Source organism: Collinsella aerofaciens (genome assembly GCF_028206795.1).
GTDB classification, from domain to species: domain Bacteria; phylum Actinomycetota; class Coriobacteriia; order Coriobacteriales; family Coriobacteriaceae; genus Collinsella; species Collinsella aerofaciens_AX.
The window spans coordinates 81052-100559 of the sequence record NZ_JAQLFJ010000006.1 but is presented as its reverse complement, the minus strand read 5'-3'; the positions used below and the strand labels follow the sequence as shown (position 1 = coordinate 100559).

The following is a 19508-nucleotide window of genomic DNA, read 5'->3' as shown; positions in this document are numbered from 1 at the left end:
AGTTACGGTGCCGTATCCCCGAACTACATCAAGTTGCAAACAGCCGCCGCGAAGGCAACGGGGTCCTCGGGGAGGATACCCTCGACCAGCAGGGCCTGATCGTAGAGCAGACCAGAGTACTGCTTGATCTTGTCGGCGTCGCCTGCCTTCTGGGCAGCGACAAGCTTGTCAAAGACCGGGTGCTTGGCGTTGAGCTCGAGCACGCGCTGGCTCTTGGGCATGCCGTCGGGCGCGCCCTCGGGTCCCTTCTGGAGTACCTTCTCCATCTCAAGCGAAAGCGGACCCTCGGTGGTGATGCAAGCGGGGGCATCGGTCAGGCGCGCGGAGACGGCAACTTTCTCGACCTTGTCACCGAGTGCCTCCTTCATAGCGCTAAAGAGGTCCTCGTTCTCCTTGGTGGCGTCCTCGGCCTCCTTCTTCTCATCCTCGGTCGCCAGGTCAAGATCACCGGTCGCGACGTTCTTGAGCTCCAGATGACGATCCTCGACCTCGAGCTCGGCACCGTCGGCCACAGCCTTCTCGGCAGCCTCGCGGGCAGCATCGTCCTCGTAGATCTTGGGCATATCGGCGGCAACGTACTCACGCATAGCCTGGAACGTGAACTCATCCACATCCTGCGTCAGCAGCAGCACGTCATAGCCGCGGTCGAGCACGCCCTTTACCACGGGCATCTTGGCCAAGCGCTCACGCGAATCGCCGGCGGCGTAGTAGATGGCCTTCTGATCCTCGGGCATGCCCTTGGCATACTCGGCCAGGGTAATCATCTTCTGTTCCTTGGCAGACCAGAACAGCAGCAGGTCGGCAAGCTCATCGGCCTTCATGCCATAGCTCGAGTAGATGCCGTACTTAAGGCCGCGGCCAAAGTTCTCAAAGAACTTCTCGTAGGCCTCGCGGTCGTTGTCGCGCATATCCTCAAGGTCGGCGGTAATCTTCTTTTCCACACGCTTGGCGATGGCCTTGAGCTGACGGTTCTGCTGCAGCGTCTCGCGCGAGATGTTGAGCGACACGTCGGCGGAATCCACGACGCCGCGGACAAAGTTGTAGTAGTCGGGCAGCAGGTCGTCGCACTTCTCCATAATCAGGACGTTGGAGCTGTAGAGCGACAGGCCCTTCTCGTAATCTTTGCTGTACAGATCGAACGGCGCGCGACCTGGCACAAACAGCAGTGCGTCGTACTCGAGCGTACCCTCGGCGTGGAAGCTGATGGTGCGCGCCGGATCGTCAAAGTCGTGGAACGTGGACTTGTAGAACTCGTCGTAGTCCTTCTGCTCGACATCGGAGCTGCGCTTTTTCCAGATCGGCGTCATGGAGTTGACGGTCTCAAGCTCCTGGTAGTCCTCGTACTCGGGCTTGTAATCGTCGCCGGCGTCCTCGGGCTTGGGTTTCTGGCGGCTCTTGGACACCATCATCTGAATCGGGTAGCGCACATAGTTGCTGTACTGCTGAATCAGGCTCTTGAGGCCCCACTCGGTCAGGAAGCGATCGTAGGTCTCGGCCTCGCCGTCGGCGTCGAGCTTCTCGTTCTCGCGCAGCGTCAGGATGACATCGGTACCGTGCTCGGCGCGCTCGCCGTCCTCGATGGTGTAGCCCTCAAGACCGTCGGATTCCCACACATGGGCGACATCCTCGCCGTAGGCGCGGCTGACGACCTTCACATGGCTGGCGACCATAAAAGCCGAGTAGAAGCCCACGCCAAACTGGCCGATGATGTCGACATCCGAACCCTGCTGCTCGGCGTTCTCGGTCTTAAACTCCTCGGAGCCGGAATGAGCGATAGTGCCTAGGTTGCGCTCGAGCTCCTCGGCGGTCATGCCAATGCCGTTATCCGAGATGGTAATGGTGCGGGCGTCTTTATCAAAGGAGACGCGAATGGCCAGGTCGCCCTGGTCGATCTTGACGCTCGGGTCCTGCAGACTCTTAAAGTTGAGCTTGTCGACGGCGTCGCTCGCGTTAGAGATAAGCTCGCGCAGGAAGATTTCCTTATTGGTGTAGATGGAGTTGATCATGAGGTCGAGCAGTTTTTTGCTCTCGGTCTTAAATTGACGCATGTGCAGTCCTTTCGCGCTACCCCCGTCCGCAAAAACGGCCCGGTCGCCCGAGCCGAATCGCAGACCTGCTATGTTCAGACTTAGATTTTATAACCCATTAGCGCGCATATATACATACGGAATCGAAAAACTGTATGTCTAAGCGCTCCGATGCGCCAATTGCCAAGGAGCGTCCCCAACTGCCGGCAGAAAAGGAACGTCCCTATCTGCCATCTACGCGCTTGGCCATCCAGACATGGGGCTGGCCCTCGTCTTCGTAATCTACCGGGGCGATTTGCGTGTAGCCCGCCTTTGCATAGAGCGGCAACACGTATTCCTGCGCATGCAGCTTAATAAGCTTAGCGCCGGCATCGCGTGCACACGAAGCACTGGCCTCGACGATCGCACTCGCCAGTCCGCGACGACGCATAGCCGGCAGCACGGCGACGCGCCCCATAATGTAGGTCTCCCCCGCCGCAACGCCTTCGTCCATGTCGCATGCCGGCAACACCGGGGCCTCTGCGTCAGCCACGCGCTCAAGCTCTTCGGGAAACACGCGCGAGCAACCGGCAAGCTCGCCGTCTGCATAGAGCGTCACATGAATGCAGTTCGGATCCTCGTCGATAGCGTCGAACTCATTCTCGTAGCCCTGCTCGTCCATAAAAACGACGCGGCGCACCAGCGCCGCGTCATCAAAGCATCCCGTCTTAAGTTGGATATCCATGGCTGCCCCTTCATTCAATGCGAACGTTAGGGACAGATTTTAGCGAAAATGGGCTCCACGCACGCTAAACTTCGCGCGAGCCTTCGCCAGGCAGTCGTAATGACCCACGTTATGGGCATCGCTCGCGATGAAGCTGTACAGGTTCTGATCGAACAGGCGCTGTGCCGGCTTTTTCTCGCGACCAAAGCGACCGCCGGCAATAAAGTCCGCCGAAGCCTGCAGCTTGCAGCCCATATCGACCAGGCGCTCCGCCACGCTTACATCCTTTTGAACCGCACGATAGCGCTCAGGATGAGCGATAATCACCTGGTAACCACGGCACTGCAAATCGTAAATCGTGTTCTCGTACTCTCTAAACGCATACGCATCGGCATGCGTCGAAAGCTCGAGCAGAAACTCGTTGGTTCCATCGAAATGCAAGTGCTCCGCAGCATCGATACCAAGCTCAACAAGCTTTCGATGGTTGACCTCGAAGCCCATCTGGAGCGGAAAACCGTCAGCGTTATCACGCAGCAGCTCAAAGGCATCCCACATCTTGTCGTAATCAAAATAGGGATCACGGCAGTGAGGAGTGCAAACGATTCTGGTTACACCGGCCCGCTTGGCAGCCTCGAGCATCGCCAAGCTCTCATCGAGATCGGCGGCGCCGTCGTCTACACCCGGCAAGATATGGCAATGAATGTCACGCATAGGTCAGCCTTAATCAACTAAACGTTTGCTCGGTTGGTGAAGATGCCCTTTTTGGAAGTCCCCTGATCGTCCGAGCCCTTCTTCACCTTCTTACCGTCCTTGGTGTAGTAGGAGTAGTAGTACTCGCTGGTCTCGGTCTCGCAGTAGTTCATAACGGTACCGATGAGCTTGACCTTCTCGGACTTCTTAAGCTGACCGATGGCGTTGAGCGCCTCCTCGCGCTTGGTGAAATCCTCACGCACGACAAAAAGCGCACCGTCGGTCAGACTTGCGATCTCGGCAGCATCGATGAAAGTGCCGACCGGGGGAGCATCAAAGATGACGTACTGGAACTTGGCGGACAGTGCCTTTACCAGCTTGGCAAAGCGGTGAGAGACGATGATGTCGGCAGGATTGGGAATATGCGGCTCGGCATCGAGGAAGTAGAAGTTCTTCTGACCCGTCTCGACAATTGCCTGGTCAATGGAGATCTGCTCGGAAAGAACCGCATAGAGTCCGCCGCGCGAACGAACGCCGAGCATATCGGAAAGGGACCTGCGGCGCATATCGGCCTCGACCAGGAGCACGGACTTGCCGCTCGTGGCGATTGCCTGAGCAAGGTTAATGGAAACCGTAGACTTGCCCTCGTTGGGAATCGAGGAGGTAACGGTGATGGTGCGAATGGGGTCGTCCACACTCGCAAAGCGGATGTTGGCCAGAAGGGTCTTGGCGGCATTCTGTACAACGAGCTTATCGGTGTTCTTTGCCTTAGCCATGCCTATTTACCACCTTTCATAGCCGGAATTCGGCCAACAACGGGAATACCCAGGAGCTCTTCTGCCTCTTCTGCACCGCGGATGCGGGTGTTGAGCATGTCTGCCAAAACGACATAGGCAACTGCGATAAAGATGCCCGCGAGGAACGCGACAGCAACGTACAGCATACGCTTGGGACCGCTGGGAGCTTCGGGGGTCTTAGCCTCGTCGATAACGTTGATGCTCTGGGCAGCGCCGACGTTCTGAGCGACCGTACTCACCGAGCTGGCCATGGCCTTTGCGACCTTAGCCGTCTCCTTGGCATCGGTGCCGGTAACCGAAAGCGTAATGACACGCGTGGTGGTCTCGGAGGAAACAGACACCTTGTAGTCATCCAGATCGGTGAGGCCCAGTTCATTGGCTGCGCCGCTCTTAACGCTATCGCTATCCAGCAGCGTGGCGATATCGTTGGAAAGCATCTGACTCGCCGAGAGATCGTTGTAGCTCATCTGGCCGCTATCGTCGGTCTTGGCGAGAATGTACATGCTCGTCGTCGCGGTATAGGTGTTGTCCATCGCAACGAAGGACACGATGCCCATGGCGATCGCGCAGACCACCGGAAGGGTGATGACCAGCTGAAGGTGCTTCTTCAGCAGCTGGAACAGTTCGAGAAGGGTCATGCAGCTTGCCTTTCATTTCCCCAGTTCGGAATTGACAAAACTGTCCGTATATTATCGCATCTTTTTACCGAGACCAAACTCTATACATAAGAAACAGGCTCTCCTGTAAAAATGTCGGAAGCAATCGTAAAATTGCACAACAACGCCGCACCCGAAAGTCAAATGCGGCGTCTGCATCAATATCTATGTTGTATCGCTATGCGAATGGCTCGTCCTGCTGTATGGGAAACGTCACCGTAATGGTGGTTCCCACGCCCAACGCGCTCGACAAATCGAGCGTGGCGTGATGATACAGGGCCGCATGCTTGACAATGGCAAGCCCCAGGCCGGTTCCGCCGCGTGCCTTGGACCTACTCTTGTCCACGCGATAGAACCGCTCAAATACCTTGCCCTGTTCTTCAGGCGCGATACCGATTCCCGTGTCGGCGACCGCGAGGAACGGATGGCCTTCGTCGTTGGTGCCGCACTGCAGCGTAACCGTACCGCCGGGCCGATTGTAGCGGATGGCGTTGCTTGCCAGATTATAGATGAGCTCGTCGATCAAGCGCGACACGCCTTCGATGACCACAGGCTTGGTCTCATGACTTATCGTCACATTCGCCTGACGGGCGACCTGTTCAAGACGCTGCTCAACCGCGTAGATGGCACGCGAGAGCTCAATAGGCTCCGTGGACCCAATGGGCACCGCCTCGCCCTCAGTTGCACGCTCGGCCTCGTCCAAGTTAGACAGCGTAAGGATGTCGTTGACGAGCGCCGCCAAGCGGCCTGCCTCACGATAGATGCGACCGCCAAAGTTGCGCAGGTCGTCCTCGCCCTCGACCATGCCGCTTGCGATGAGCTCGGCATAGCCCGAAATCGCCGTAAGCGGCGTCTTGAGCTCATGGGTGATATTCGCCGTGAACTCGCGGCGCATACGGTCGTTGTCCGCCAGCACCGCCATTTGGCGCTTGAGTTCCTGGCGCTGCGACTCGATACGCTCAAGCATGGGGACCATCTCGGCATAGGCGTGCTCATAGCTACGGCGTGGGTGGTCCAAATCCACCTCTTGCAACGGCGCGATGATGGCACGGGACTCGCGGCGCGCCATAAAAAACGAGAGTACCGCACCCGCTGCTGCGATAAGCAGCATCGGCGCCACCATCGACAGCAAAATCGCCGCAACGCCAGGCTGGGCCTGCGCCAAGCGGACAACCTGGCCGTTATCAAGGGCGACGGCGCGATACAGCATAATCTCGTCGAGCGTAGAGCTTGCGCGCTCCGCGGAACCCAAACCACTCTCAAAGGCCTCGATGACCTCGGGGCGATCGCCATGGTTGGGCAGTGTGGAAGGCGACGCCTCGTTGTCGTAGGCAACCGATCCATCCTTGTTAATCAGCGTGATGCGCAAGTCCTCGCGATCGAGGCTACGCAAGAACGGGATGGGCTCCTGCTGCTCATCGAGGGCGGCAGCAATGAGCTCGGTTTCCTGCGCCAGGTTGGCACTCGTGGCATCCGCCAAGGTGTTTTGCACAAAGAACGCACCCAGCACCGTAAACGCCACGATAACCGCCATGGCGCAGACAAAGATCGTCACAAAAACGCGGTGCGACAGCGTATGTTTTCCCTGGGGGGCGAAGACCACGGGTTACTCCTCCGATGCGGTGGCCGCGGTGTCGTCACCTTCGGCACCATCACCGGCAGAAGGCTCGGCCAAGCGGTAGCCCACGCCGCGCACGGTCTCGATGGCGCCGGCATGCTCGCCCAGTTTTTGGCGAAGCGTCTGCACGTGCACGTCAACGGTGCGCGAACCGCCGTCGAAGTCCCAGCCCCACACGCTCTGCAGCAACGACTCGCGGGTAAAGACCACGCCGGGCTTGCGCATGAGGTACTCGAGCAGGTCGAACTCGCGCAGGGTGAGCTTAAGCGACTCGCCGGCAACGGTCACCTCGCGATGGCTGGGCGAGAGCACAATGTCGCCCACGCTGAGCACATCGCTTGCCTGTTTGACCATACCGCCGCGACGCAACAGTGCGCGGCAGCGACTGGCGAGCTCCATGAGCGAAAACGGCTTAGTCAGGTAATCGTCGGCACCGCCATCGAGCGCCATCACCTTGTCGAGCTCGGTGTCCTTGGCGGTAAGCATCATGATGGGCACCGTCGCCGTCAGACGGTCGGCACGCAGGCGACGCATAATCGCCAAGCCATCGGTATCGGGCAGCATGATGTCGAGCAGGACAGCATCGGGTACCCGTCGCGCCACGGCGGCCTTAAACTCGCCATCGCACGAAAAGCCCTCGGCCTCGATTCCCTGCTTGCGCAGCGCGTAGACCGTCAGATCCCTGATGTTGTCATCGTCCTCGACGTAATAGATCATGTTGAACCCCTTTGCGGCCGGCATGACCGCATCTTAACCCTAAAGGTACCTTCACTAGATGGTATCAGCCAAAACGCCCCGTCAAATAATCCGCCGTGCGCGGATCGGTCGGATTCTTGAAGAGTTGCGCGGTGGGCGCGTGCTCCACCAGCTCACCCAGCAAAAAGAATGCGACCGAATCGGAGATACGCGCCGCCTGCTGCATATTGTGCGTAACGACCACGAGCGTGCAGGTCTCTTTGAGCTCGCAGGCCAGCTGCTCCACCACCAGCGTCGACACAGGGTCGAGTGCCGAGGTCGGCTCGTCCATCAGCAGAATGTCGGGCTGCACGGCAAGTGCGCGGGCGATGCACAGACGCTGCTGCTGGCCGCCCGAAAGACCCAGACCCGACTCTTTGAGCTTGTCCTTGACCTCATCCCATAGCGCAGCGCGACGAAGGGAGTCCTCGACCAGCTCATCCAGCGCAGCGCGATCGCGCACACCCATACCGCGCGGACCATACGCGACGTTGTCGTAGATGCTCATGGGAAACGGGTTGGGGCGCTGGAACACCATGCCCACGCGCTGGCGAAGGCGGCAGATGTCGTAGTCGCCCAGGATATCTTGACCATCGAGCGCAATCTTGCCCTCGATGCGGCAATCCTTGATGCCGTCGTTCATGCGGTTAAAGCAGCGCAGCAACGTGGACTTTCCGCAGCCCGAAGGCCCGATGAACGAGGTGATCTGCTTGTCGCGGATCTTGATATTCACGTCCTTGAGCGCATGGTGGTCGCCATAGAACAGGTCGAGGCCCTCGACATCGATACGCGTCGGCGAGGCGGCAAGATCCTCTGCCGTGGGGCGAGTCGCATCCCCAACCTCGCGCTCGCGCGCGGCCTCGGCCTGCGCTTTCATGAGTTCTTCAAGCTCCGTGGGCTCCACAGCCGCAGCAGCCGTCATACCGCATACCTCCACATCGATATCAATTCAGCAGTATCGATAGTAGGAATCGCGGCTCATATGCACGTGAGCGCATTGTCAAGTGTTTGTAAGGGCACACTGGCTATGCGGCGGGCAGCTCGATGGTGAATATCGTGTGTTCGGGCGTCGATTCACATGCAACGGTACCGCCGTGCGCGCATACGATCTCCTTGGCGATGGCAAGCCCCAGTCCAGCGCCGCCGCGATTGGTCGCACGCGCCGCATCCAGGCGATAGAACTTCTCAAAGATCACCTTGAGCTTTGCCTCAGGGATGGGATCGCCCTGATTGATAAAGCGCACGCGCACGCCACCGCCGTCCCGGCGTCTGGCCTCGATCGTGATGGTCGAGCCCTCATAGCTATAGGCAATAGCGTTTTTCATGATGTTGTTGAACACGCGAGCCATCTTGTCGCCATCCACGAGCACCGTCAGGTCCTCGCGAATATCAACTTGGGCTTCCTTATGCTGCTCGTTGAGGATGGGATAGAACTCGTCAGCCACCTGAGCCAGCAGCAACCCCAGATCAACATAGCCGCGCGTGAGCACGATATCGTGGAAGTCAAAGCGCGTGATATCGAAGAACTCTTCGATGAGCGCATCGAGCCGGTGCGCTTTGTCGAGAGCCACGCCCGTAAAGTGCGCACGTTGCTCAACCGGCAGCTCGGGAGCCTCTTGCAGCAGCGAAAGATAGCCCACCACACTGGCAAGCGGGGTGCGTAGGTCATGTGCCAAGTACGTGACCAGATCGTCCTTGCGATGAGATTCGTCACGCAAGGCCTGTTGCACCTTGCGCTCACGGTCACGCACGCGGTTAAGGGCGCCCTCGACCTCCAAGAAGTCGCCGTCGATGTTGTCCCAGGTGTCGGGGTGATCGATCAGGCGATCTTGAATACGAGCAGCCAGCACACAATCGGCATGCTGCTCGCCCTGCTCGTAGCCCTGGTAGCACAGGGCGCGGCCGCACAAGAACAGCACGCACGCGGCAAGCGCCAGCACAAAGCCAAGCATGTTGAATACAAAGCCGGCATCGAACAACACCGGCCCTTCGATGCCGCCGAGCGCCATGGCGCCAATCGCCAACGTCATGGCCCACGCGGCGCCGCCAATCACCACGCAGCGGCACACGATCTCAAATCGATCGATCAGCAAAAAGCCAACAAGCAGCACCGCCAAGATTCCAGCGATGTTATCGATGCCAATCAGCAGCAGGCTCAGCAAAAAGAGCAGCACCGTTGCAAGCGCGCGGTTGTCGACGACTGACCTCACGTATTCAATGAGTCGATCGGGCACCTCGAACGCTTGCCTATCGTCTTTTGTCATATCAAGATCCTCACAAGCGAAAAGCGTTATTCGATGATGTAGCCGACGCCCCAGACGTTTTTGATAAAGCGCGGCTTTTGTGCGTCGTCGCCGATCTTTTCGCGCAAGTGGCGAATGTGCACCATCACCGTATTGTTGGAGCCGGGCATAAAGTCCTCGTTCCATACCGCGCGGAACAGGTCCTCCACGGCCACCACGCTGCCGCGATGCTCGACCAGATACAGCAAGATTGAATACTCGGTGGGTGTGAGGCGTACCGGTGAACCGTCCACCGTTACGGAACGAGCATCGCGGTTGATCTCCAAGCCGTCGAGCTGAATGGTCGGCGACTCGGCCGCCTGCGCACGGCTACCGTAGCTGGTGTAGCGGCGAAGCTGAGCGTGCACACGCGCGATGAGCTCCAGCGGGCGGAACGGCTTAACCACGTAATCGTCCGCACCAAGCGAAAGGCCCTCGATCTTGTCTTGCTGGGCATCGCGCGCCGTCAGCATGATCACAGGATAGGTATGGCTGGAACGGATCGTACGCAGCAGCTCAAATCCATCGATATCGGGCAGCATGACATCCAGCAGCGCCAAATCGAACTCCTGCTCCAAGATTGCCTTGGCAGCATCGGCCCCGCTATAGGCAATCTGGACATCAAAGCCCTCTTTTGTAAGGTAGATACCAACCAAGTCGGCGATGGCCTTCTCGTCATCAACTACCAAAATGTGCTCGTTCATGCGTGCTCCTCTCGCGCTCCATTATGCCCGAGGCGACGCACGCCACACACAACAAGCGTGGGTGATTAAGTCGACCTTAAGCACCCTTGTGCCCGTTCGGGCGCGGATGTGGGCCACACACGCACGCGATGATCGCCGACGCCGGCAAACGATATACTCTAGTTCCAGAAGAGACCATCCCGTCGAAAGCGAAATCTGTGAAGTCCCTCACCTCTTTTGCAAAGCGCTCAGCCCAGCTTGCCGCCGGCTTTGTCTGCGCTATCGCTCTTGCCGCTGGCGCGCCCACCGTCGCCGGCGCCCAAGTGCTCACGACCGACAATGTTTGCGGCAAAACCGCCGATGCGCGCGGCATCACGGCCGAAAACCTGCCCGATATCGATGCGACCAATGCCCTCGTCATGGGCAAAGACGGCACCGTCTACTATGGGCGCGGCGCCGATGAGCAGGTCAAAATCGCCTCGATCACCAAGGTCATGACCGCAATCCTAACCGTCGAGAATTGCAAGATGGACGAGAAGGTCACGGTGAGCAACGCCGCAGCCACCGTGGGCAATTCGACCGCCGGCTTGCTCGAAGGCGACAAGCTTACCGTGGAGCAGGCGCTGCGCGGCCTGATGATTCCCTCGGGCAACGACGCCGCCATCGTGCTCGCCGAATATGTGGGCAAGAAGATCGACCCTAAGACCAAAGACGCCGAGGCCACATTTGTGAAGGCCATGAACGAGCGCGCTAAGAAGCTCGGCTGTACCGGTACGCTTTTTGAAAACCCGCATGGTCTGGACTTTGATGAGTGGGCTGGCGATATGCACTCAACCGCACATGACGTAGCGCTGATGATGCAGGAGGCCATGAAAAACGACACGATCCGCGAGGTCGTAGCGAGCGAGGATTCCTGGATCGAGGTCACGGGCGCCAACGGCACCGACCATTCGCATTCCATGGACACGCATAACTATTTGCTGGGCCAAGATGGCAACATCGGTGGCAAGACCGGCACCACCGACGATGCAGGCTATTGCTTTACGAGTGCCTACAACCGCGATGGCGACGAGATCTACACCGTCGTTTTGAACTCCACTACCACCGACCAGCGCTTTACCGATACCGCAACCCTTGCCAATTGGTACTACGGTCACAAGGTGACGGTCGCGATCGCCAACACGCAGGAAAAGACCGCCAACGACAACCCGCTTATGGCACGCATTAGCCAGACAGATTGGACGGACAAGACGATCGACGCCACGCTCGCCGACCCCACGGCGCAAGCGACCGTGTTTTCCCTTGCCGGCGAGGTGACCGAAAAGGTTAGCTACGACGATCTTTCGGGCACGGTGCATGTGGGCGACAAGGTGGGCAGCGTTACGCTCAAGCAAGACGGCACCAAGATCGCCGTCATGGACCTGGTTGCTGACGAGGAAGGCGCAGGGCCGAATCCCATTGAGTGGCTCCTTGTGAAGCTCGACCGCCTGGGCCGCCGCATCGACAACCGCCCACTCACGGCAGAAAGCGAGACCGTCGCCAAGGCGCCCGAGGTGTAGTGCGCAAGAATAATAAGCCCACTGAAGGGAGGCGTCCGAAAGGATGCCTCTTTTTTTGAGGTTCGAATCCCCAGCCGCCATTCTTGATAATAAAAAGGGCCCCAAATGGGACCCTTCTTCAAATTCGTACTGGCGGAGAGCTGGGGATGTCCGGGCATGCTGCGCATGCCCTCCGGCTTCAAAGCCTGGCGGCTTTTCGCCCACGGGCTACAAACGCTTTCGCGTTTGTAGCCCGTGCCCTCTCGGGTTCGAATCCCCAGCCGCCATTCTTGATAATAAAAAGGGCCCCAAATGGGACCCTTCTTCAAATTCGTACTGGCGGAGAGCTGGGGATTCGAACCCCAGATGCCCTTTTGGGGCATACTCGCTTAGCAGGCGAGCACCTTCGGCCTCTCGGTCAGCTCTCCGTAACAGCCGTTCTATAGTAACCAAACAGCCAAGGATGGGCAAGAGGAAATTTTCTAATTGCCTAGCAGCCTTTCCTTCTTGAAAGCTTCGCCTACCCCAGCGAGCGGTTGAGGGAGCCGAGCTCGTCGTTACCCATGGTGCGCCACATTTGGAAGATGCAGCCGCGCGCCAGGAAAAAGAAGCCGTTATCGACCAGCTGCACGGCGGCATCCGCAAGCTGATTGGTCACCGCGGGCACGGGCGGCAATTCGAGTCCAGCCTTGTGGATGGTCTCGACCGCTTCCTCGAACGTCGGAGGCTCGCTGACGCCCATCTCGTTCATAAGGCCCTGCATTTCTTCCAGTGCGCTGCTGCCCGACTCCTCGCCGCGCGGCACCAGACGGTAACAAGCCAGCGCCAGATCGAGCTGATCGCAATTCCAATAGGCAAACGCCAAGCGATAGAACAGGTAGCCGATTGCAGAACGATCGCTGGCAATACGTAGGCCGTGGCGCGCCACCTCGATAATCTCGTCAAAGCGCTCCAGACGCGCGAGCACGTTGATGAGCGCAAAGTGCGACTGCATGGACGAGCGCGCCAGATCGTAAAGATGGCGCACCTCGGGCAGTGCTCGTTCAAAGTCCTCTTGCTCGGCGTAAAAACTGCAGATCTCGTGCTGGGCAAAGTACAGCGCATCGGGCGCACGAAGGATTCGCACAGAGCGGTCTTCTTCCAACACCGGTAGCACCATGCGCACCAGCTGGTTATCGCAAAACTGCGTTTGAACCGGACCTGTCGCCAAAAGCTCGGCGACGGCGCACTTAGCCTCCAACTCCTCGACAAGACGGGAAAAGCCTTCAAAAGCACCTGTACGGTCGACTATTGCCTGCTCGCGCAATTCAACAACACGGGCCACGTATGGGTCGTCGTCCTCTTCCATGACCTCCAACTCGTCAGCCGTATCGGCAAGCAGCAGATCGCGCAGCGCCGGCGGCAGCGTGCGATGGTCATCACGCGGACGAGCATGAACCTCCGCAGGTTCAATCGTCTCCGGAGCGGTTGACTCATATGCCTCAAGCACACGCTTGCACGGCATATCGTCCATGTCCATGCTCTCAAGATCCTTGGCGACAGGCACGCAATCGGCCAGATAGGCCGCGCGCCCAAAGAAATACGTTGCGACAACGCACTCGCCCTGCTCACTGTCGGGAGCAGCAATCTGCACATAGCAGCGCGTGATGCAGGTGCCCGCGGCAAAACACGCTGCCGCAAGCGTGAGCGCCACGCGCGCATCGTGCTCCGCGGCCCAGATCGCGCGCGTGTCCTCGTCCAACTCGCGCCAGGCGTCATCTTGAGCGTCGTATTCACGTTGTGGCATAGCATCAACGACAGACTGCCCAAACCGAACGAGCATGATCCCCTCGGCAACGTTTGCCCGATAGGTATAGTCGAGCCGCGTGGCCACGTTAAGCGCCTCGACAATACGCGCGAAGCGGGTACGCACATCCCACTCACCGCCCGGCTGGCAAGCCACCGTACCCGGTTTGCCCCACGGGTTATCGCTCGAGGCCGTATCGAGCAGTCGGGGAACATCGTTGGTCGTCTTGGCGATATGCCACGCATCAAAGAGCGCGCAGCCCTCAAGGCTCGGCGAGGATGCCGCAGGGACCAATCCGGCCCCGATGTGCTCAAGGATGCCGGAGAGACGGTTAAGACGGCACTCGATGGCAAGCAGCATGTCAATCTCGTCCTGGTCCAGCAGGCTGCGATCAAAATTGAGATAGAAAAGCTTTGAGCGATCGATGCGAGCCAGGCTCATCTCGGACTTAGCGGCGATGGTGCGCAAGCGGGGCAAGTCAATTTCACTCATAAGGGCGGCGGCATAGCGCTCGATACCGCTCGGATTCTCGGCATGGTCAACGCGGTAAAGCAGCGTCTCGATAGCATCAGGGAGCGGTGCCGTGTTAAAGCCCAAAAACACCTCGACCGGCTCGGGCAACTTTACGAGCTTGATCTTGTCGATAACATTTTGCATACCCTCGTCGAGTCCGCCGGCGTCCGCCGTGCTCGCAATGGCATTTTCGGAGTCAGCGAATATCACGTAGCGCAGGAACATCGATGCCATGAACTCGCCGTAAGGAAGGGAGCGGGTCGAATTCCATGTCTCGTGGTCGGACTGCTCGCGCATGGGGCCTTCGGGAGAGCCGACGGTTCGCGCGCACGCGCGCATTGTGCCGTTGGCTCCCCGAACCACAATCTCACCAATACCGGAGTCCGACTCGTCAAGGACCAGTTCCATGTCGGGATCGTTGGGCAGCGGAGTCTCGCTAACGGGGCGGTCCACCTTGTACACCTCGCCCGAAACGCTTACATAGCCCAAAAGCGACACATGGCTTTTGCCAACGAATTCGACGACATAGCAAGATTCATGCTGATCCTCGCCAAAGAGTTTCCAGACCACGCCATATGAACGTCCCGCAGGCTGCTCGGGCATCGCCGGAAAGCGCTTTTTGGGATCGAGAAACCTGAGCTTGTATGTCGGACGCTCTGCCACGAAGTATCACCCTGATCGGTCGCTTGAAGAAGGAGTGGTCGCGAATTAGTCGCGACATCTACTCGGAATCTTACACGAGTCGACAGGAAATCGTCCGCTTTACGCCCGCGCCTCGACCGAGGTTCGAATCCATGCGGTGTTTACGTAAAAGAAAAGCCCCCGTTGCCGGGAGCTTTAATCTCAAATGGTGCGGCGTATAGGATTCGAACCTATGACGTTCTGATTCGTAGTCAGACCCTCTATCCAGCTGAGGTAACGCCGCGACTTGTTGATTATTATGCACATCGACTGAATAAAGGTCAAGCATTTTTCGAAAAAAGTTATCAAATTTGATTTTTACTCATTTGATGCAGTCGATCGACTCGATACTTTCAAACACGGCGAAAGCAACTCCTCAAGTATGTCGACATATAAGAAAAGCCCCCGTTTCCGGAGGCTTTAAAATTCAATTGGTGCGGCGTATAGGATTCCGCGCATCCGCTGCGCGGATCCGCACCGGCTTCGCCCGCCTGTCGGCGGACTCGCCCGCTCGCTAAAAACGCTCCGCGTTTTCTTGACGCTCGCGCCTCGAACGAGGTTCGAATCTCCGCAATGTCCCCGTAAAGGAAAAGCCCCCGTTTCCGGAGGCTTAAAGCTCAATTGGTGCGGCGTATAGGATTCGAACCTATGACGTTCTGATTCGTAGTCAGACCCTCTATCCAGCTGAGGTAACGCCGCAACGCACGGATTATTATGCACGTGACCCCTCGATGGGTCAAGCGACAATTTGGAAAAATTTTACGAAGTGATGATTAAGACGCACGCGCCTCGACCGAGGTTCGAATCCATGCAGCGGCGGCGTAAAAGAAAAGCCCCCGTTGCCGGAGGCTTTCGATTTCAATTGGTGCGGCGTATAGGATTCCGCGCATCCGCTTCGCGGATCCGCACCGGCTTCGCCCGCCTGCCGGCGTGCTCGCCCGCGGGCTAAAAACGCTCCGCGTTTTCTTGACGCCCGCGCCTCGACCGAGGTTCGAATCCATGCAGCGGCGGCGTAAAAGAAAAGCCCCCGTTGCCGGAGGCTTTCGATTTCAATTGGTGCGGCGTATAGGATTCGAACCTATGACGTTCTGATTCGTAGTCAGACCCTCTATCCAGCTGAGGTAACGCCGCAGCGCAAGACATATAAAACCACTTTAGCTTATTGGAGTCAAGCATAATCTCAAACTTTTTTGTGGAACGCAGTTTTGTCATGCTGCTCCGCATATACCGCCGTTCCCCGTACGATCGATTGGCTTTTCGATCACGTCAAACTTAGCATCAAGTTCCCTCAGGAGCGATCTCACCCGCTGGGCACAGTCATAATCGGCAAACGAGATGCTCAGCATGCGCGCGACCTGGTTGGAAGTCCCAACTCCATAGAAGTGCTCCAGCGCCACAAGCCCCTCGTGCGTCACAAAGGTCTCGACCACATGCGGCGATTCCTCAAAGCACCATTGTGTCAACGGACCCTCACTCGTCTGCCGAACCACCAGGCCGCCCATGCCAGACGGCTCACACGTTACAAGCAGGTACTCCCCGCCCTCGTCGCTCTCAAACAAAACCGCCCGATCATCAAACAACTCCATCGCGTCCCCTTTCTCTCGCTCTTATTTAGCAAAAGCATAGCAGGTAGATGGCTGTATACAGAACAGTTGTTCGTGTGTTTTCTATTGAGCTGTCCGCACGGCATGATATGGACCTGCGCACGAAATAGGGCGCCCCCGAAGGAGCGCCCTTGCATATCCCCTATGCAGCCAAGTTACGCGACCGGCTCGATCTTCTCGAGACCGCCCATGTAAGGACGCAGAACCTCGGGGATCGTGATGGTGCCGTCGGCGTTCTGGTAATTCTCCAGAATGGCGGCCATGGTGCGGCCGGCCGGCAGGCCGGAACCGTTGAGAGTGTGCAGGTAGCGCGAACCCTTGAAGTTCTCGGGGTCGCGATACTTGATGTTGGCGCGGCGAGCCTGGAAGTCACCGCAGTTGGAGCAGGAGCTGATCTCCTTGTAGGCGTTGTAGCTCGGCAGCCAGACCTCGACGTCGTAGGTCTGACGGGCAGAGAAGCCCAAGTCGCCGGTGCACAGGCTAATCACGCGATACGGAAGGCCCAGCTGCTGCAGCAGATACTCGGCCTCGGCGGTCATGCTCTCGAGCTCCTCGTCGGACTCCTCCGGCTTAGCGAACTTGACCATCTCGACCTTGTCGAACTCGTGCTGACGGATGATGCCGCGGGTGTCGCGACCGGCGGAACCGGCCTCCTCGCGGAAGCAGGGGGTGAAGGCGGTGTAGCGGCGCGGCAGGGTGTCGGCGTCGAGGACCTCGCCGGCGTGCAGGTTGGTGAGCACGACCTCGGCGGTGGGGATCAGGAAGTTGTCACCCGAGACGTGATAGGCGTCGTCCTCGAACTTGGGCAGCTGACCCGTGCCAAACATGGTCTGACGCTTGACGACGATGGGCGGCCACCACTCCTTAAAACCACGGCTGGTGTGCGTATCGAGGAAGAAGTTGATGAGGGCACGCTCCAGGCGGGCGCCGGCGCCACCGAGAACGGTAAAGCGGCTGCCGGAGAGCTTGTTGCCACGCTCGAAGTCGAGGATGTCCAGATCGGTGCCCAGGTCCCAGTGCGGCTTAAAGTCGAAGTCGAACTCGCGCGGGGTGCCCCAGCGGCGACGCTCGATGTTCTCGTCCTCGTCCTTACCGTACGGGGTGGCATCGCACGGAATGTTGGGCAGGTGAGCCATGAAGTCGTACTGCTCCTGCTCGAGAGCAGTGCGGCGCTCGGCCAGACCGTCAATCTTCTCGTTGACGGCGCGCACGGCCTCCTTGGCGGCCTCGGCCTCGCCCTTCTTGCCCTCCTTCATCAGGGCGCCGATCTTCTTGGACTCGGCATTGCGCGTAGCCTGGAGCTCCTCGACCTCGGTGATGACGGCACGGCGCTCGTCGTCGAGCTCAAAGAACTTCTCGCGATCCCAAGACGTCTGGCGGTTAGCCATGGCGACATCGATGGCATCGGGGTTCTCGCGAACAAACTTGATATCAAGCATTAGATCCTCCGGCGATATACATTCCATTTAGGTTGCAACCTTGTACATGTATGGGCAAGTATATACTTATGAGCGTTTACGACCCAACCCAACTACGCAAGAAGGCACCCAATGGACGCAGTTTTTTCCTTTTTGTTTGGCACCCGCACCGGTTTTGCCATCCTTTTCGCCGGCGGCATCCTGCTGTTTGCGATTCTTGCCTTTGTGATGGAGAAGCGCACCCATAAGATGTATGTCGACCGCGGCCCCAAGTCCGAGGATGAAGAAGACAGCTTCTGGGACTAACCTGCAAAAAAAGACAGGCTTATTTTGGTCGGTTTTATCTGGGCAAACGTAAGCGCCCCGCAACTGGAATTGAGCCAGTTGCGGGGCGCTTTTTGCTCAAGGTACAAAACCGCAGGAAAAACCTGCCAAAATAAATCTGTCCCTTATTGGTCAGTTTACTGGAGGGTTGCGTCGATGGCCTTGACGAGGGCGCTGCGCATGCCGGCGTCCTCGAGCGCGACGACGCCTTTGATGGTAGCACCGCCGGGCGAGCACACGGCATCCTTCATCGCTGCGGGATGCTGACCGGTTGCAAGCTGCAGCTTTGCCGTACCCAGCACCATCTGGCTCACAATGCGATAGGCATCGGTGCGCGGAATACCGTGTTTGACAGCCGCATCGCCCAGAGCCTCGATCGCCATGGCGACAAACGCCGGGGCGCAACCGCCCACGGTACCGCCCACAAACAGCAGACTCGAATCGAGCTCGACCACCGTGCCAAGCTTTCCGAGCAGACCGAGCACCGTGGCACGCTGCTCATCGCTAAGCGTGGAAGCCTTCTCGCAGGCGATAACGCCCTCGCCCACCGAAACCGGCGTGTTGGGCACCGTCGAGATATGAGCGACACCTGGCAGGACCTGTTCCCACTTGACACTATCCCAGGTCCAGGCGACCGAAAGGACGACCTTGTCGGCAAGCGCATTCTTGAGTGGAGCGAAGACCTTCTCAATCATGTACGGCTTGACCGCCGCAACCACGATATCGGACGCGGCAACAACCTCCGCCGCATCGTGGCAGGCAGCCATGCCCCGCGCCTCGCAACGCTCAACCAGAGCATCGTAGCGGCCTGCGCAAGCGCACATGTCGCCCGCGGCCACGCCGGCGGCAATCCAGCCATCGGCCATAGCGCTCGCCATATTGCCAAAACCGACAAATCCGATCTTCATATCACACAGTCCTCTCAGATGCGTTCCTCAAAACGAAAGTCATTGTCCCACGCCATTGTTTCGTATTGCCGACCTACTTGTGATACGGCTCGCCACGGCTAATCTTGCAGGCGCGGTAGATCTGTTCCAGCAACACCACGCGCGCCAGGTTGTGCGGCAAGGTAATGCGTCCAAAGCTGAGCATCTCGTCGGCGCGGGCGCGCACGGCATCGCTCACGCCGTCCGATCCGCCGATTACAAAAGCGATGTCGCTGTTGCCTCTCAGCATGAGGTCATCGAGGCAGGCCGAGAACTCCTCGCTCGAACGCTCCTTGCCCTCGATAGCCAGCAGAATCACATGTGCCCGCGGTGGCAGGGCAGCAAGAATCGCCGCGCCTTCTTTGTTGCGCGCGGCATCCACGCCGCCCGCCTTGGCCGGATCGATATCGGCAACCTCGCGCATATCTACCTTGGCATAGGCGCCTAGGCGTTTGGTGTATTCGGCGCACGCGTCCTTCCAAAAGCGCTCTTTGAGCTTGCCAACGCAAACAACGGTATATTTCACG

17 protein-coding genes and 4 tRNA genes are annotated in these 19508 nt (G+C 58.5%); 2 read left to right on the top strand and 19 right to left on the bottom strand.

Features of this window, described 5'->3' with window-relative positions; all coding sequences use genetic code 11:
* Positions 1-23: 23 nt before the first annotated feature.
* From htpG to PMX70_RS05500, 10 genes are all read right to left on the bottom strand, one after another.
* Positions 24-2048, bottom strand: a complete 2025-nt coding sequence (gene htpG, locus PMX70_RS05545) for a molecular chaperone HtpG (RefSeq protein ID WP_271739828.1) — start codon at positions 2046-2048, stop codon at positions 24-26.
* Between the two features lie 202 nt (positions 2049-2250).
* Positions 2251-2751: a GNAT family N-acetyltransferase gene (locus PMX70_RS05540; protein ID WP_271739829.1), complete on the bottom strand. Its 501-nt coding sequence runs from the start codon at positions 2749-2751 to the stop codon at positions 2251-2253.
* Between the two features lie 39 nt (positions 2752-2790).
* A complete protein-coding gene (locus PMX70_RS05535; RefSeq protein WP_022094060.1) occupies positions 2791-3441 on the bottom strand; it encodes a tyrosine-protein phosphatase in 651 nt (216 codons plus the stop codon).
* A gap of 17 nt (positions 3442-3458) precedes the next feature.
* Positions 3459-4196, bottom strand: a complete 738-nt coding sequence (locus tag PMX70_RS05530) for a CpsD/CapB family tyrosine-protein kinase (RefSeq protein ID WP_055285949.1) — start codon at positions 4194-4196, stop codon at positions 3459-3461.
* 2 nt (positions 4197-4198) lie between these two features.
* Positions 4199-4855, bottom strand: a complete 657-nt coding sequence (locus PMX70_RS05525; protein WP_022094058.1) for a YveK family protein — start codon at positions 4853-4855, stop codon at positions 4199-4201.
* 196 nt (positions 4856-5051) lie between these two features.
* Complete coding sequence (locus PMX70_RS05520) at positions 5052-6476, bottom strand: sensor histidine kinase (protein WP_271739830.1); 1425 nt, start codon at positions 6474-6476, stop codon at positions 5052-5054.
* A gap of 3 nt (positions 6477-6479) precedes the next feature.
* Positions 6480-7208, bottom strand: a complete 729-nt coding sequence (locus tag PMX70_RS05515) for a response regulator transcription factor (protein ID WP_271739831.1) — start codon at positions 7206-7208, stop codon at positions 6480-6482.
* 64 nt (positions 7209-7272) lie between these two features.
* Positions 7273-8148 (bottom strand): phosphate ABC transporter ATP-binding protein PstB, encoded by an 876-nt coding sequence (gene pstB / locus PMX70_RS05510; RefSeq protein WP_215694906.1) that lies wholly within the window; start codon positions 8146-8148, stop codon positions 7273-7275.
* A gap of 103 nt (positions 8149-8251) precedes the next feature.
* Positions 8252-9490, bottom strand: coding sequence for a sensor histidine kinase (locus tag PMX70_RS05505; RefSeq protein ID WP_271739832.1), 1239 nt, complete (start codon positions 9488-9490; stop codon positions 8252-8254).
* Between the two features lie 26 nt (positions 9491-9516).
* Positions 9517-10212 carry a response regulator transcription factor gene (locus tag PMX70_RS05500; RefSeq protein WP_117745652.1) on the bottom strand — a complete coding sequence of 232 codons (696 nt, stop codon included), beginning with the start codon at positions 10210-10212 and terminating at the stop codon, positions 9517-9519.
* Positions 10213-10409: 197 nt separating this feature from the next.
* Here PMX70_RS05500 and PMX70_RS05495 point away from each other — a divergent pair, with 197 nt between their 5' ends.
* Positions 10410-11750 (top strand): D-alanyl-D-alanine carboxypeptidase family protein, encoded by a 1341-nt coding sequence (locus PMX70_RS05495; protein ID WP_271743114.1) that lies wholly within the window; start codon positions 10410-10412, stop codon positions 11748-11750.
* A gap of 316 nt (positions 11751-12066) precedes the next feature.
* Here PMX70_RS05495 and PMX70_RS05490 read toward each other — a convergent pair.
* The 7 genes from PMX70_RS05490 to serS form a co-directional block, all read right to left on the bottom strand.
* Positions 12067-12157, bottom strand: a tRNA-Ser gene (locus tag PMX70_RS05490).
* Positions 12158-12249: 92 nt separating this feature from the next.
* On the bottom strand, positions 12250-14691 hold the full coding sequence (locus PMX70_RS05485; protein ID WP_271743113.1) for a tetratricopeptide repeat protein: 2442 nt from the start codon (positions 14689-14691) through the stop codon (positions 12250-12252).
* 185 nt (positions 14692-14876) lie between these two features.
* Positions 14877-14953 (bottom strand) — tRNA-Arg (locus tag PMX70_RS05480).
* 378 nt (positions 14954-15331) lie between these two features.
* Positions 15332-15408: transfer RNA gene (locus tag PMX70_RS05475), tRNA-Arg, on the bottom strand.
* A 355-nt stretch (positions 15409-15763) separates the two neighbouring features.
* Positions 15764-15840, bottom strand: a tRNA-Arg gene (locus PMX70_RS05470).
* Positions 15841-15917: 77 nt separating this feature from the next.
* Entirely contained in the window at positions 15918-16295 is a 378-nt protein-coding gene (locus PMX70_RS05465; RefSeq protein WP_271739835.1) for a hypothetical protein, read from the bottom strand.
* Between the two features lie 173 nt (positions 16296-16468).
* The gene (gene serS, locus PMX70_RS05460; RefSeq protein WP_271739836.1) at positions 16469-17752 is read right to left on the bottom strand and encodes a serine--tRNA ligase; all 1284 of its coding nucleotides are present in this window, start codon (positions 17750-17752) and stop codon (positions 16469-16471) included.
* Positions 17753-17863: 111 nt separating this feature from the next.
* Here serS and PMX70_RS05455 point away from each other — a divergent pair, with 111 nt between their 5' ends.
* Positions 17864-18037: a DUF6724 family protein gene (locus PMX70_RS05455; protein WP_006235069.1), complete on the top strand. Its 174-nt coding sequence runs from the start codon at positions 17864-17866 to the stop codon at positions 18035-18037.
* Positions 18038-18192: 155 nt separating this feature from the next.
* On the opposite strand, the gene proC is transcribed toward PMX70_RS05455, so the two are convergent.
* Positions 18193-18963: a pyrroline-5-carboxylate reductase gene (gene proC, locus PMX70_RS05450; protein WP_271739837.1), complete on the bottom strand. Its 771-nt coding sequence runs from the start codon at positions 18961-18963 to the stop codon at positions 18193-18195.
* A 73-nt stretch (positions 18964-19036) separates the two neighbouring features.
* A complete protein-coding gene (gene rlmH / locus PMX70_RS05445; protein ID WP_271739838.1) occupies positions 19037-19507 on the bottom strand; it encodes a 23S rRNA (pseudouridine(1915)-N(3))-methyltransferase RlmH in 471 nt (156 codons plus the stop codon).
* Position 19508 lies beyond the last annotated feature (1 nt).